General features: G+C 39.8%; 16 protein-coding genes. 14 read left to right on the top strand and 2 right to left on the bottom strand.

Annotation, left to right across the window (positions count from 1 at the left end; genetic code table 11):
* The first annotated feature begins 1 nt into the window (after nt 1).
* The 4 genes from ABES02_RS25770 (at nt 2) to ABES02_RS25755 (ending at nt 2,940) form a co-directional block, all read left to right on the top strand.
* Complete coding sequence (locus ABES02_RS25770; protein ID WP_430140623.1) at nt 2-1,189, top strand: acetyl-CoA C-acetyltransferase; 1,188 nt, start codon at nt 2-4, stop codon at nt 1,187-1,189.
* A gap of 30 nt (nt 1,190-1,219) precedes the next feature.
* On the top strand, nt 1,220-1,909 hold the full coding sequence (locus ABES02_RS25765) for a CoA transferase subunit A (RefSeq protein ID WP_430140622.1): 690 nt from the start codon (nt 1,220-1,222) through the stop codon (nt 1,907-1,909).
* A 25-nt stretch (nt 1,910-1,934) separates the two neighbouring features.
* Nucleotides 1,935-2,603: a 3-oxoacid CoA-transferase subunit B gene (locus ABES02_RS25760; RefSeq protein ID WP_430140621.1), complete on the top strand. Its 669-nt coding sequence runs from the start codon at nt 1,935-1,937 to the stop codon at nt 2,601-2,603.
* Nucleotides 2,604-2,685: 82 nt separating this feature from the next.
* Nucleotides 2,686-2,940, top strand: a complete 255-nt coding sequence (locus ABES02_RS25755) for a YqkE family protein (RefSeq protein ID WP_430140620.1) — start codon at nt 2,686-2,688, stop codon at nt 2,938-2,940.
* A gap of 43 nt (nt 2,941-2,983) precedes the next feature.
* Here the strand turns inward: ABES02_RS25755 and ABES02_RS25750 are convergent, their stop codons facing one another.
* Both ABES02_RS25750 and mciZ read right to left on the bottom strand, forming a co-directional pair.
* Nucleotides 2,984-3,895 carry an aldo/keto reductase gene (locus tag ABES02_RS25750; RefSeq protein ID WP_430140619.1) on the bottom strand — a complete coding sequence of 304 codons (912 nt, stop codon included), beginning with the start codon at nt 3,893-3,895 and terminating at the stop codon, nt 2,984-2,986.
* A 65-nt stretch (nt 3,896-3,960) separates the two neighbouring features.
* Nucleotides 3,961-4,092 (bottom strand): Z-ring formation inhibitor MciZ, encoded by a 132-nt coding sequence (mciZ, locus tag ABES02_RS25745; RefSeq protein WP_430140618.1) that lies wholly within the window; start codon nt 4,090-4,092, stop codon nt 3,961-3,963.
* Nucleotides 4,093-4,163: 71 nt separating this feature from the next.
* On the opposite strand from mciZ, the gene ABES02_RS25740 reads away from it, so the two are divergent.
* The 10 genes from ABES02_RS25740 (at nt 4,164) to ABES02_RS25695 (ending at nt 13,374) form a co-directional block, all read left to right on the top strand.
* Nucleotides 4,164-4,718: an NUDIX hydrolase gene (locus tag ABES02_RS25740; protein WP_430140617.1), complete on the top strand. Its 555-nt coding sequence runs from the start codon at nt 4,164-4,166 to the stop codon at nt 4,716-4,718.
* Nucleotides 4,715-5,878, top strand: a complete 1,164-nt coding sequence (locus tag ABES02_RS25735; protein ID WP_430140616.1) for an endonuclease Q family protein — start codon at nt 4,715-4,717, stop codon at nt 5,876-5,878. The genes ABES02_RS25740 and ABES02_RS25735 overlap by 4 nt, the downstream gene beginning before the upstream one ends.
* A 120-nt stretch (nt 5,879-5,998) precedes the next feature.
* Entirely contained in the window at nt 5,999-6,646 is a 648-nt protein-coding gene (spoIIM, locus tag ABES02_RS25730) for a stage II sporulation protein M (protein ID WP_430140615.1), read from the top strand.
* Between the two features lie 108 nt (nt 6,647-6,754).
* Complete coding sequence (locus ABES02_RS25725; RefSeq protein ID WP_430140614.1) at nt 6,755-7,219, top strand: Fur family transcriptional regulator; 465 nt, start codon at nt 6,755-6,757, stop codon at nt 7,217-7,219.
* 132 nt (nt 7,220-7,351) lie between these two features.
* Nucleotides 7,352-7,579, top strand: coding sequence for a YqzK family protein (locus ABES02_RS25720; protein ID WP_430140613.1), 228 nt, complete (start codon nt 7,352-7,354; stop codon nt 7,577-7,579).
* Nucleotides 7,580-7,584: 5 nt separating this feature from the next.
* A complete protein-coding gene (gene xerD / locus ABES02_RS25715; RefSeq protein ID WP_430140612.1) occupies nt 7,585-8,478 on the top strand; it encodes a site-specific tyrosine recombinase XerD in 894 nt (297 codons plus the stop codon).
* A gap of 225 nt (nt 8,479-8,703) precedes the next feature.
* Nucleotides 8,704-9,888: a phosphopentomutase gene (gene deoB, locus ABES02_RS25710; RefSeq protein WP_430140611.1), complete on the top strand. Its 1,185-nt coding sequence runs from the start codon at nt 8,704-8,706 to the stop codon at nt 9,886-9,888.
* Between the two features lie 14 nt (nt 9,889-9,902).
* Nucleotides 9,903-10,724 (top strand): purine-nucleoside phosphorylase, encoded by an 822-nt coding sequence (locus tag ABES02_RS25705; RefSeq protein WP_430140610.1) that lies wholly within the window; start codon nt 9,903-9,905, stop codon nt 10,722-10,724.
* Nucleotides 10,725-10,752: 28 nt separating this feature from the next.
* Nucleotides 10,753-12,057 carry a pyrimidine-nucleoside phosphorylase gene (locus ABES02_RS25700; protein WP_430140609.1) on the top strand — a complete coding sequence of 435 codons (1,305 nt, stop codon included), beginning with the start codon at nt 10,753-10,755 and terminating at the stop codon, nt 12,055-12,057.
* Nucleotides 12,058-12,180: 123 nt separating this feature from the next.
* A complete protein-coding gene (locus ABES02_RS25695) occupies nt 12,181-13,374 on the top strand; it encodes a D-alanyl-D-alanine carboxypeptidase family protein (protein ID WP_430140608.1) in 1,194 nt (397 codons plus the stop codon).
* Nucleotides 13,375-13,414: the final 40 nt, after the last annotated feature.

Genomic DNA, 13,414 nt, shown 5'->3' with positions numbered 1-13,414 from the left:
AATGAACGAAACAGAAGTAGTCATTGTCAGTGCGGTCCGAACTGCACTTGGAAATTTTAATGGAAGCCTAAAAAATGTATCCGCACCGGTGTTAGGAGCGACTGTTATCAAGGGAGCACTTGAGCGGGCGGGGGTAAAACCGGAACAAGTCGATGAGGTAATAATGGGAAATGTCCTGCAGGCTGGCCTTGGGCAGAACCCGGCAAGGCAGGCGGCTATTCAAGCGGGAATTCCTGAAAGCGTTTCCTCAATGACCATTAATAAAGCTTGCGGTTCAGGATTAAAAGCTGTTCACCTAGCGATGCAAGCCATATTAGCAGGAGATGCAGAAATTGTAGTTGCTGGCGGGATGGAAAATATGAGCCAGACACCATACCTTTTAAAAAATGCCCGTGACGGCTTTAAAATGGGCGATCAAAAATTAGTCGATTCCTTAACATCAGATGGACTAACCTGTGTATTTAACAATTATCATATGGGCATTACCGCTGAAAACCTTGCGGAAAAATATTCAATCACAAGAGAAGAACAGGATGAATTTTCGGCCTGGAGCCAAGACAAAGCAGTTAAGGCGATTGATGCGGGTAAGTTTAAAGATGAAATCGTTCCGGTTGTCATCCCGCAACGTAAAGGGGAGCCAATCGTTTTTGCTGTGGACGAATATCCGAAGAAAGGAACAACAGCAGAAAAATTGGCTGGCTTACGAACAGCTTTTAAAAAGGACGGTACTGTAACGGCAGGAAATGCATCAGGTATAAATGATGGTGCGGCTGCAGTGGTAGTCATGAGCAAGAAAAAAGCGGAAGAATTAGGATTAGAGCCACTAGTAACAATCAAAGCGAATGCCAGTGCTGGTGTAGACCCAAGCATTATGGGAATCGGTCCAGTTCCGGCCGTTAGGAAAGCATTAGAGAAGGCATCCGTTTCGATGGAAGAAATTGAACTAATCGAAGCGAATGAAGCCTTTGCAGCTCAATCATTGGCAGTGGACCGCGAACTTCAGTTTAATAAAGAAATTCTCAATGTAAATGGCGGCGCAATTGCTCTCGGTCACCCAATCGGAGCAAGCGGTGCAAGAATTCTTGTAACCTTAATTCATGAAATGAAAAAGAGACAGGCGCGCGTAGGTTTAGCAACACTTTGTATTGGCGGCGGGCAAGGGGTCGCAACGATTGTAGAGCTTGCATAAAAACGTTCATTGAAGGGGGAAGGAACGAAAATGAAGAAAATATGTACATCCTTCCAGGAAGCGGTTGCCGATATCCATGATGGGGCGACGTTGATGGTAGGCGGATTTGGCTTGTGCGGGATACCAGAAAACTTGATTTTAGCATTAGCCGAAAAAGGAGTTAAGGATTTAACGGTTATTTCCAATAATTGCGGGATTGATGAGTGGGGTCTTGGGCTCTTATTAAATAATAAGCAAATTAAAAAAATGATAGGATCCTATGTTGGGGAAAATAAAGAATTTGAGAGACAGGTGTTAACAGGAGAGCTGGAAGTGGAATTGACGCCGCAAGGAACATTAGCGGAGAAAATTAGAGCGGGCGGTGCCGGAATCCCAGGATTCTATACTCCTGCCGGGGTAGGGACACCAATTGCTGAGGGGAAAGAAACGAAGATTTTTAACGGACGGGAATACCTTTTAGAAGAAGCGCTGATAGCTGATTTTAGTCTTGTCAGGGCATGGAAAGGCGACAAAATGGGGAATCTCGTTTATCACAAAACAGCGCGAAATTTTAATCCGATGATAGCAGCAGCCGGTAAAGTAACGATTGCTGAAGTAGAAACACTTTATGAAATTGGAGAACTTGATCCGAATTTTATTCATACTCCAAGCATCTATGTGCAAGCGATTATCGAGGGAACGCAGGAGAAACGAATTGAAAGATTAACAGTAAGTAAATAAAGTTGGTAGAAAGGGGAGAGAGAGAATGGCGAATGAGAAAGTCTCTGTCAGAGAGAGAATTGCGATAAGGGCAGAGAAGGAAATTGAAAACGGCTTTTATGTAAATTTGGGAATCGGCATGCCAACCCTCGTTGCCAATTATATAACCGATAATAAACAGGTTGTTTTGCAATCAGAAAATGGTCTTCTAGGAATTGGTCCCTACCCTCATGAGGATGATGTGGACCCAGATTTAATTAATGCTGGGAAAGAAACAGTAACTGCCATCAGCGGGGCAGCCTATTTTGACAGCGCTGAATCGTTTGCGATGATTCGCGGTGGGCATGTAAACCTTGCGATTCTTGGCGGAATGGAAGTCTCTGAAACCGGTGACCTCGCCAACTGGATGATTCCAGGAAAAATGATTAAAGGAATGGGCGGTGCAATGGACCTTGTTCACGGCGCCCAGAAAATCATTGTCATCATGGAGCATGTCAATAAAAAAGGCGAATCAAAAATTCTAAAACAATGTACTCTTCCATTAACAGGAAAAGGAGTAGTCAATCGGATTATCACCGAGCGTGCGGTCATGGACGTGACCGACTCCGGGTTAAGACTCGTGGAAGTGGCAAAAGGATTTACAGTTGAAGAAGTCGTTAATTCGACAGAGGCAGCTTTGAATGTCGATGAAAGTGTTAGACTAGAAGCATATTAAAAAATACCAAGCAGGCTGTGAATTCAAACAGCCTGTTTTTTGATATAATTTAATTTATTTCATGAAAATGGGGGAGTTTAGAATGAAAAAGAAAGCGAAACAAAAAAATCAATCTAAACCAAACGCAACTGACAAACCTGTAACACTTAAGGATATGATTAATCCGGACTTAATTAAGCAGCTGAAAGATCAACAGGATCAATTAAAGGCAGAGGAAGATAGAAAAAAACAAGAGGAAGAAGAAAGAAAACGTGAAGAGCGCAGATTAAAAGAAAAGAATAAATCATTTGAAGAGTTATTGAATGAAAGTGGGATGAATTGGAAGGAATTTAAATAATAGAATGGGATCACTAAATAAAAGGAGAGCAAAAAGCTCTCCTTTAACGATGTTCCATATAAATACTAGCTTTCGTTAATTCTTTTATAAGCGCAACCTCTCCATCAGTAAGGGACTCACTTCTTACCGCCTTAGCATTACTCTTAATTTGTTCCACACTGCTCGCACCGGCAACAATAGACGCCACAACAGGGTTTGCTAGATTATATTGCAACGCCACCCCAGTAAACGAACGAAAAGATGCAACTTTTTCTTTTAACAGTGGTAAAATCGCTCTTAATTCTTCGAAACTATACTCCAGATACCCCTTTTCAGACGCTTTTTCCAATAGTTTATCACTCAGAACCCCCTTGGCAAGCGGCCCTCGGGTTACAACGCTGATGCCACTTTTCTCTAGCAGTGGGAAAGACTCTTCTTCAGGTCTCCGATCTAAAATGCTATATTGCATCATCACAGAAACAATACTAGACTTCTGCACATATTCGCGAATTACGTTAGGCCGAATCGATGAGATCCCATAATAACGAATCAATCCTTCCGCCTTTAAGTCTTCAAACGCTTCAATCGTTTCATCAATGGGGTCCGCCAAAGTACCGCCATGCAATTGATAAAGATCAATATAGTCTGTCCCAAGCCGTTTCAAGCTGTTTTTTACTGCTTCTTTTATATAGGCTTTAGAAGGATCCCACGACCATCCGCTTTGATCTGGATTCCAGCGATTCCCGACCTTCGTAGCAATAATCACCTGTTCACGAACATCTTTTAACGCCTGGCCGACAATTTTTTCATTCTCACCGAAATCATATAAATCAGCTGTATCAAAATAATTGATACCTTCCTCGAGTGCTGATTCGATAATCTTTCGCGCAGTTTTCTCCTCCGTTCCGATTGACATGCAACCGAGTCCGAGCTCGCTAACATACAAATCGGAGGTTCCTAGTCTTCTCTTTTTCAAAAAAACACCCCGTCCTTTTTTCTATCATTTTACAAAAAGAACAGGGCGACTACAAACAGCAAACCTCATTTTTGGATAATATTTTGGACCCAATCGGAAACATAAACATAATCCTTGTTATATTGTTTAAGCTTTTGAAGTATTTCCCAGCCCTTCCCGACGAGAATAATTCCCTTTTCATGAACGACCACCTTCATCCCATACCCCTCCAAATAAAGTATGGTAAAATGTATGAGCAGATTAACGGAATAGAACAGGAGTGACCTTTATGAGCGAGCTTGAAGAAAAAACACTCAAGAGCGAAGAAATTTATTCAGGAAAAGTAATCAGTTTATATTTGCAGGATGTCATGCTGCCTAACGGCAAACAATCCAAACGTGAAATCATCAAACATCCTGGGGCAGTTGCGATTTTAGCAATTACAAATGAAAACAAAATCATCATGGTCGAACAATTCCGTAAAGCGTTAGAAAGAACAATTGTAGAAATACCTGCAGGAAAGCTGGAAAAAGGGGAAGAGCCAGCCCTTTGTGCCCGTCGCGAGCTTGAAGAAGAGACAGGCTATGAATGTGAGAGTCTTAAATTACTTACATCCTTTTATACTTCCCCAGGGTTTGCCGATGAAATTGTCCATGTCTATTTAGCAAAGGGATTATCAAAAAAAGAAAATGCTGCTGCACTTGATGAAGATGAATTTGTGAGTCTCGAAGAATTAACTCTTGAAGAAGCACTGCATTATATCAGGGAGCAAAAAATCTATGACGCAAAAACAATCTATGCGGTCCAATATTTACAATTGCAAGAGGCATTAGGACAAAAATGAATCGCTATTATGTAGATCTACATATTCACATTGGACGAACTTGGACAGGCAAACCAGTCAAAATTACTGGGGCCAAATCGTTAACATTTACAAATATCATCGAACACGCTAGGCATGAAAAAGGTCTCAACATGGTAGGTATAATCGACAGCCATTCACCTGAGGTTATCCTTGAAATGGAAAGTCTGATTGAGAGCGGAGAAATTGTAGAGCACCCGGATGGTGGTCTAATTTTTGGTGACTTGACGGTCATACCTGGTTCGGAATTGGAGATTTATGATGAACAATCGGGCGGCCCGATTCATCTCCTTTGTTATTTTCCTAGCCTATCCATAATGAAAGAGTTCTCATTCTGGCTGTCGGGTCACTTGAAAAATATTCAATTAAGCTCACAAAGAATCTATGTAACAGGCCTTGTTTTACAAAGAAAAGTAAAAGAACTGGGCGGCATTTTCATTCCAGCCCATGTTTTTACCCCCTTCAAGAGTTTATATGGAAAAGGGGTTAAACAATCATTGGTTGAGGTGCTGGACCCGGATTTAATTGATGGGATTGAGCTTGGTTTAAGCTCAGACACAGGTATGGCAGATCAATTAGGCGAGTTACACAATTATACGTTTGTAACGAATTCGGATGCTCACTCACTTGCAAAAATTGCCCGGGAGTATCAGGTAATCGCAATGAAGGAACCAACGTTTTTAGAATTGTATAAAGCCTTAAAAGGAGAAGCCGGACGGAAAATAATCGCCAATTATGGACTCGACCCTCTACTAGGTAAATATCACAAAACCGTTTGTGCTGAATGCCTAAATCCGGCAGCTGATGACGACCAATTATGTACTCTATGCGGTAATAAAAAAATCATCAAAGGAGTGGCCGACCGTATTCTGGAATTAAAAACGGCCGATCATAGTCCTGCGGGGCGTCCTCCCTATGTTCACCAAGTACCACTTGAGTTCATTCCAGGCTTAGGTCCAAAATTGCTAGAAAAACTGGTGAACCATTTTGGCAGCGAAATGGCCATATTACATGAAGTTCCATATGAGGCATTAAAAGAAGTAGTTCCAGACAAAATCGCCGATCTTATCATGAAAGCTAGGGAAGGAAAAGTAAACCTAGCAGCCGGCGGCGGCGGAAAATACGGGAAAATTGCGGATTAAAATCCCGGCAGCAAAGGCTGCCGGGATTTTATTTATATTCTATCAAATTGTGTTGTACTAGAAAAACTAGATTAGGCATAGATTGTATTAACCGAATTGACAATATAGGAGGAACCGCAAATGAAAAAACGATTGAACCAGTCCAATGCCGCTAGTTATTTCCGTGAGCATTCCTCAATTTTCTTATTTATTGTAATTTTATTTTTTATGGGGGTCATCTTTGGGGCCATCGTTGTAAATAGTATGAGTTTTACCCAGAAGGAGGATCTTTACTACTATTTATCCCAATTTTTTGGTCAAGTCTCCGGTGGTAAGGTAGCGGAAGATAATGACCTATTTTTACAAAGTTTTTTTCATAATAGCAAGTTCATTGGATTGATGTGGATCCTTGGCATTTCGATCATTGGGCTTCCAATCATTCTCATTCTCTTATTTGTAAAAGGGATGGTTGTCGGGTTTACGGTTGGCTTTTTAGTGAGTCAAATGGGGTGGAAGGGATTTATGCTAGCTCTTGCTTCAATCCTTCCGCAAAATTTAATCATCATTCCGATATTTATCATGATGGCTGCATTATCAGTGATTTTTTCAATGAGAATGATCAAAAAACAATTTATGAAAAAATATGCTCAGCCAATCATGCCTTTCTTTAAGGGATATATCTTTGCCCTGATTGCTGCAGTGATTTTTATATCAGTAGCATCTGGTATTGAGGCATATTTGTCACCATGGTTTATGAAAACGATTCTAAGTTCCACTATTTTAAAATAATTATTATTTAATATTAATTTTAATATCTTATTTATAATAATTTTATTTTGAATCTCTTTTCTCATCTGTTATAATGAGAAATAACAGTGGCGAGGGAGGGACTTCAGGATGGAAACTAGAATCGAACGAATAAAAAAACAGTTGCATTCAGCTAGTTATAAATTAACACCTCAACGGGAAGCAACCGTCAGAGTTTTACTAGAAAATGAAGAGGATCATTTAAGTGCGGAAGATGTGTACCTCCTCGTAAAAGAAAAATCGCCTGAAATTGGATTAGCAACTGTTTATCGGACATTAGAATTATTAACGGAATTAAAAATTGTCGATAAAATAAATTTTGGTGATGGTGTATCTAGATACGACCTAAGGCAGGAAGGTGCGGCCCATTTTCACCATCACCTCGTTTGTATTGAATGTGGCGCTGTTGATGAAATTCAGGAAGATTTACTTGAAGATGTGGAAGCTGTAGTGGAACGAAGATGGAATTTTAAGATCAAAGATCATCGCCTAACTTTTCATGGCATTTGCTATCGCTGCCAGGATAAAGCAAAAGTGGAAGAAAAAGCTGAATAACAAACGGAAGGTCCTTTTATATAGAAAGGGCTTTTTTTTATGTGTTTACCTGCTTTTCAAGATATTAAGGTATAAAACTTAAACAATTAGGCATACCTTTTACTAGACTACCTGAAAATTGGGGGATGTAAGATGATCTCATTTATAAAAATAGCAATGCAAACCTTAAAAGTTTTTATTATATTCACAGGATGCACGATTCTCTTCTATTATGGTATCATGTGGGTATCTGAAGAGTATCAAAGCTATCATCGCTATGATGCACCAGAAGGGGCTGCATTAAAGGTTTCCAATGCAGTAGAGGAAGAAAATTCTTCGTTGTTAGATCGGCTGATGTTGTTTTATTTAAATGGGGAGTAGGAACGATGGAAGATCAAATTAAGAATTTTATGCAATACTTGATGGTTGAAAAAAGGTTGGCCCAAAATACGATACTTTCCTATGAACGGGATTTAAAAAGCTATCTTCATTATTTAGTAAATGTTGAAGCCATACATTCTATAAATGAAGCCCAGCGCATTCATATTGTTCAATTTCTAAGTTTTTTAAAAGAGCAAGGAAAATCGTCCAAAACAATAGCAAGACATCTTGCTTCTATTCGTTCTTTTCATCAATTTTTGCTAAGGGAAAAAGCAACTGAGCAGGACCCTTCGGTATTGATTGACACGCCCAGACAAGAACGAACCCTTCCAAAAGTATTGAGCTTAAAGGATGTAGAAATCCTTTTAAATGCACCAAAGTTGGACGACCACTTTGGAAGACGGGATAAGGCAATGCTTGAACTTCTCTATGCAACGGGAATTCGAGTAAGTGAATTGATTGGCCTTGATCTCGATCATGTCCATTTGGCGATGGGATTTATCCGATGTGTAGGAACAGGAAATAAAGAAAGGATAATCCCTCTTGGACGTGCTGCAACTGAAGCTATCAAGCAATATTTAGATTTTGGCAGACCTCATTTTGTAGCTAATCAGCATCCTGATGCGGCACTGTTTTTAAACCATCAAGGGAAAAGGCTGACTAGGCAAGGATTTTGGAAGATTTTAAAAAAACTAGCAAATGAGGCTGGTATCGCGAAAGAGCTTACCCCTCATACTCTTCGCCATTCTTTTGCCACGCATTTATTGGAAAATGGCGCGGATTTAAGGGCTGTTCAAGAAATGTTAGGACACGCCGACATTTCAACAACACAAGTATACATGAATGTTACAAAGCCAAGGTTAAAGGATGTTTATAGTAAATTTCACCCGAGAGCTTAATAGAATCATAGTCTACAATTAAACTTCACCATATTGTCACAAAGCCGCCAAAAATTTTGGCGGTTTTTTTCTTGTATTTTCGAAAACATTTAGTAAAATATAGATGTCAGACTTCTGACGAATAGAATTATGTTTCACCTTCATAGTTCTAATTTAAATAGGGTAACCTATTTTGTGTGATTTTTGATTTGTAAACGTTTCCTAGTATAAAGGAGGAAGATTCGATTGACATCAAATATATATAAACGGATTTTTATTATCGTAATGGACTCTGTCGGTATTGGCGAAGCTCCCGATGCCGAAAAGTTTGGTGATAAAGGTGCAGATACGTTTGGCCATATCGCAGAAAGAATGGGCGGACTCAATATGCCAAACATGGCGAAATTGGGGTTAAGCAATATTCGTGAAATAAATGGAATTGCCAAATCGGAAAAACCGTTAGCTTTTTATACCAAGATGATGGAAGCATCTAATGGGAAAGACACGATGACAGGACATTGGGAAATAATGGGGCTAAATATTCAAACTCCTTTTCAAGTTTTCCCTGAGGGTTTTCCGGAAGAATTGTTGTCCGAATTAGAAAGCCGCACCGGCAGAAAGATTATTGGTAATAAGCCAGCGAGCGGAACGGAAATTCTTGATGAGCTTGGCGAAGAGCATATGAAAACAGGCGCATTGATTGTATATACCTCTGCTGATTCTGTGCTGCAAATTGCTGCTCACGAAGAAATTATACCGCTTGAAGAACTATATAAAATTTGTAAAATTGCTCGTGAACTGACACTTGATGAAAAATACATGGTTGGTCGGGTGATTGCCCGTCCGTTTTTGGGGGAACCAGGGAATTTTAAACGCACAGCCAACCGCCATGATTATGCCTTAAAACCTTTTGACCGTACAGTAATGAGTGAATTAAAGGATGCTGGTAACGATGTAATCGCTATCGGAAAGATCTCAGACATTTATGATGGGGAAGGTGTTACAAAATCACTTCGTACCGTTTCTAATATGGACGGAATGGATAAATTGGTTGAAACCTTCGATATGGATTTCACAGGAATCAGTTTTGTAAATCTAGTGGATTTTGATGCGTTATATGGTCACCGTCGTGACCCAGAGGGTTATGGTAAAGCTCTTGAAGAATATGATGCCCGTCTTCCTGAAGTGTTTGCCAAAATGAAGGAAGATGACCTATTAATGATTACAGCTGACCATGGTAATGATCCTGTCGCACCTGGTACAGACCATACTCGTGAATATGTGCCTTTACTTGTTTACTCTAAGAAAATGGAAGAAGGAAAAGAGTTACCTGTGCGTGAAACATTTGCCGATCTTGGAGCGACAGTTGCGGAAAACTTTAATGTGAAAATGCCAAACTACGGAAAAAGCTTTTTAAAAGAATTAAGTTAAAAAGGGGAATGAAAATGAACATTGAAAAAATTCAAAACGCTGCTGGATTTTTAAAGGATAAATATGGAAATACACCAAGGATAGGCCTTATTTTAGGATCTGGTTTGGGGGTTTTAGCAGATGAAATTGAGAACCCAGTCAAAATTCCTTACAATGAAATTCCTGATTTTCCGGTTTCCACAGTAGAAGGTCATGCAGGGCAGCTTGTTTTTGGTATATTGAGTGGAGTTGAGGTTGTCGCTATGCAAGGACGCTTTCACTTCTATGAAGGATATCCCATGGATAAAGTAACCTTTCCTGTACGTGTCATGAAAGAACTCGGGGTAGAAGTGTTAATCGTTACCAATGCTGCAGGTGGAGTTAATGAAAGCTTCGAGCCAGGCGATTTAATGATTATTTCCGATCATATTAATAATATGGGTACAAATCCTTTGATTGGTCCAAATGATTCTAAACTTGGTGCCCGTTTCCCAGATATGTCGGAGGCTTATACTAAGGAGTTACGTACCATAGCAAAAGAAATCGCCTCTCGCTTAAACATTAATGTAAAAGAAGGCGTATATATTGGAAATTCTGGTCCTGTATATGAAACCCCTGCAGAAATTCGTATGGCTAGAGTAATCGGCGGTGATGCAGTAGGTATGTCTACTGTACCGGAAGTTATAGTTGCCCGCCACAGTGGAATGAAAGTGCTGGGTATTTCATGTATTTCGAATATGGCAGCAGGAATTCTAGATCAACCGCTTACACATGATGAGGTAATCGAAACAACTGAAAAAGTAAAAGCGAATTTCCTCCTCTATATTAAAGAAATCGTTAAAAGCATTGCCTTATAAAAACGTGAAAGCAGAGTGGTGATAAATAATGAGAATGGTTGACTTAATCGAGAAAAAAAGAGACGGACACGAATTAACAAAGGAAGAAATTAAATTTATCATAAACGGCTATACAGATGGTACCATACCTGATTATCAAATGAGTGCCTTAACAATGGCCATTGTATTTAAAGGGATGACCGAGAACGAAAGAGCTGATTTAACCATGTCGATGGTAGAATCAGGAGATCAAATTGACTTATCACAAATTGAAGGAATTAAAGTTGACAAACATTCAACCGGAGGAGTTGGCGACACAACCACTCTTGTCCTTGGTCCGCTTGTAGCTGCGTTAGGCGTACCAGTTGCGAAAATGTCTGGACGTGGTTTGGGTCATACCGGCGGAACGATTGATAAATTAGAAGCAGTTAATGGTTTCCATGTTGAAATTGATAACGCCGAATTTATCGAACTTGTTAATAAGAATAAAATCGCTGTAATTGGACAAAGTGGAAACTTAACGCCTGCTGATAAAAAACTTTACGCATTAAGAGATGTAACAGCAACAGTAGAAAGCATTCCGCTTATTGCCAGTTCCATTATGAGTAAAAAGATTGCAGCGGGTGCTGACGCGATTGTTCTTGATGTAAAAACAGGTGCTGGTGCCTTCATGAAAACGCTTGATGATTCAAGAGAATTAGCCAAAGCAATGGTACGGATTGGTAATAATGTCGGCAGACGGACAATGGCCGTTATTTCTGATATGAGCCAGCCTCTTGGATATGCCATTGGAAACGCCCTTGAAGTAAAAGAAGCAATTGATACATTAAAAGGGGAAGGCCCAGAGGATTTAACAGAACTTTGCTTAACACTTGGCAGTCATATGGTTTACTTAGCTGAAAAGGCTGGTTCATTGGCAGAAGCGCGTACTCTTCTTGAAAACGTGATTAAAGATGGATCAGCACTTGATAAATTAAAAGTGTTTTTAAGTTCACAAGGCGGGGATGCCTCGATTGTTGATGACCCTGCAAAAATGCCACAGGCAAAATATACGTTTGAACTTGAAGCAAAAGAAGATGGCTTTGTAGCCGAAATCGTAGCAGATGAAGTGGGAACTGCAGCTATGTTACTTGGAGCAGGGAGAGCAACCAAGGAATCGGTGATTGATTTAGCTGTTGGACTTGTCTTAAGAAAAAAAATCGGTGATCAAGTCAAAAAAGGTGAATCATTAGTAACGATATACAGCAATTTTGAAGACGTAAGCGAAGTAAAAGCAAAGCTTTATGAAAATATCAAAATTTCATCAACCAAAGTTGATGCGCCAATCCTCATCCACGAAGAAATAACAGAATAACAAACCACAAAAAAGGGTGTCAGGCACCATGCGAAAATTTCACATGGTGCCTGACACCTTTTTATGTATAAACTTGTTTTTTTTGGTAAAAATGGTGGCTATAAAGAATGGAGGGTTACGCGAATGAAACGATTATTCTCTTTTATAGTAGCATCTTTTTTACTTACTAGCTTATGGGTTCCATCTACCTTCGCAGCAGAAGAAAAAAAGAATGTTGAAATGGAACAAAAGGGTTCAGATATTGTCAATAACGTCAGTTCAGCTATTCTAATTGAGCGTGACACAGGTAAGGTTCTCTATGAGAAAAATAGTCAAGTAGAACTGCCGCCTGCAAGTATGACAAAAATTATGACGATGCTGCTTATTATGGAAGCGATTGATCATGGAAAGCTTACTTGGAATGAAAAGGTCCGGGCGAGCGAATATGCTGCCTCCATGGGAGGGTCACAAATTTTTCTTGAACCAGGAGAAGAAATGACTACCAAGCAAATGCTTCAAGGAATTGCGATTGGTTCAGGCAATGATGCCTCTGTGGCCATGGCCGAGAGGATTGCCGGTTCAGAGGATGCCTTTGTCGATATGATGAATGCAAAGGCAAAAGAGCTGGGATTAAAGCATACCTTTTTTAAAAATACAACCGGATTACCTGTAAGCGGGCATTACAGCTCTGCTCATGATATGGCTGTAATGGCAAAAGAGCTTCTAAAATATGAAGACATTACGAAATTTACGGGGATGTATGAAGCATATCTACGCGAAAATACAGACAAAAAATTCTGGTTAGTAAATACAAACAAATTGGTCCGATTTTATCCAGGAGTCGATGGGTTAAAAACTGGCTTCACAGCTGAAGCCAAATATTGCTTAACAGCAACTGCCCAAAAAGATGGTATGAGGGTTATCGCAGTCGTGTTTGGAGCCCCGACATCCAAGGAGAGAAACGCCCAAGTAACTAAAATGCTGAATTATGCTTTCAATCAATACCAAACCAAACCATTGTATAAACGAAATCAAACCATAGGCAAAGCAAGAATAAGCAAAGGCCAAGAAAAATCGGTGGACGCAGTTACAAGTGAACCACTTTCATTGCTAACGAAAAAGGGCGAAAAAACGGAGGAAGTAAAGCAAAAAATAATTCTCCAAAAAAATCTCAATGCTCCCTTAAATAAAGGAGATAAGGTTGGAACGATTAAATTAATCAAGGATGGAAAAGTAATCCTTGAAAGCCCGCTCGTCTCGAACAAAGCGATTAAGGAAGCAGGTTGGTGGACACTTTATAAACGTTCATTTGGCATGTTTACGAAAGCAGGGAAATAAACAACTATAAAGATTGTCGAATCGCAAAGATAAGTTACTT

This window comes from Neobacillus pocheonensis, from assembly GCF_050477905.1.
Classification (GTDB): Bacteria; Bacillota; Bacilli; order Bacillales; family Cytobacillaceae; genus Neobacillus; species Neobacillus pocheonensis_A.
Note: the sequence above shows the minus strand (reverse complement) of the source record. Positions and strands in the feature narration are given on the sequence as shown.

Coding starts and splice junctions, on each gene's coding strand:
- ABES02_RS25770 (WP_430140623.1), top strand. CDS start 2: ATGAACGAAACAGAAGTAGTCATTGTCAGTGCGGTCCGAACTGCACTT.
- ABES02_RS25765 (WP_430140622.1), top strand. CDS start 1,220: ATGAAGAAAATATGTACATCCTTCCAGGAAGCGGTTGCCGATATCCAT.
- ABES02_RS25760 (WP_430140621.1), top strand. CDS start 1,935: ATGGCGAATGAGAAAGTCTCTGTCAGAGAGAGAATTGCGATAAGGGCA.
- ABES02_RS25755 (WP_430140620.1), top strand. CDS start 2,686: ATGAAAAAGAAAGCGAAACAAAAAAATCAATCTAAACCAAACGCAACT.
- mciZ (WP_430140618.1), bottom strand. CDS start 4,092: ATGAAGGTGGTCGTTCATGAAAAGGGAATTATTCTCGTCGGGAAGGGC.
- ABES02_RS25740 (WP_430140617.1), top strand. CDS start 4,164: ATGAGCGAGCTTGAAGAAAAAACACTCAAGAGCGAAGAAATTTATTCA.
- ABES02_RS25735 (WP_430140616.1), top strand. CDS start 4,715: ATGAATCGCTATTATGTAGATCTACATATTCACATTGGACGAACTTGG.
- spoIIM (WP_430140615.1), top strand. CDS start 5,999: ATGAAAAAACGATTGAACCAGTCCAATGCCGCTAGTTATTTCCGTGAG.
- ABES02_RS25725 (WP_430140614.1), top strand. CDS start 6,755: ATGGAAACTAGAATCGAACGAATAAAAAAACAGTTGCATTCAGCTAGT.
- ABES02_RS25720 (WP_430140613.1), top strand. CDS start 7,352: ATGATCTCATTTATAAAAATAGCAATGCAAACCTTAAAAGTTTTTATT.
- xerD (WP_430140612.1), top strand. CDS start 7,585: ATGGAAGATCAAATTAAGAATTTTATGCAATACTTGATGGTTGAAAAA.
- ABES02_RS25705 (WP_430140610.1), top strand. CDS start 9,903: ATGAACATTGAAAAAATTCAAAACGCTGCTGGATTTTTAAAGGATAAA.
- ABES02_RS25700 (WP_430140609.1), top strand. CDS start 10,753: ATGAGAATGGTTGACTTAATCGAGAAAAAAAGAGACGGACACGAATTA.
- ABES02_RS25695 (WP_430140608.1), top strand. CDS start 12,181: ATGAAACGATTATTCTCTTTTATAGTAGCATCTTTTTTACTTACTAGC.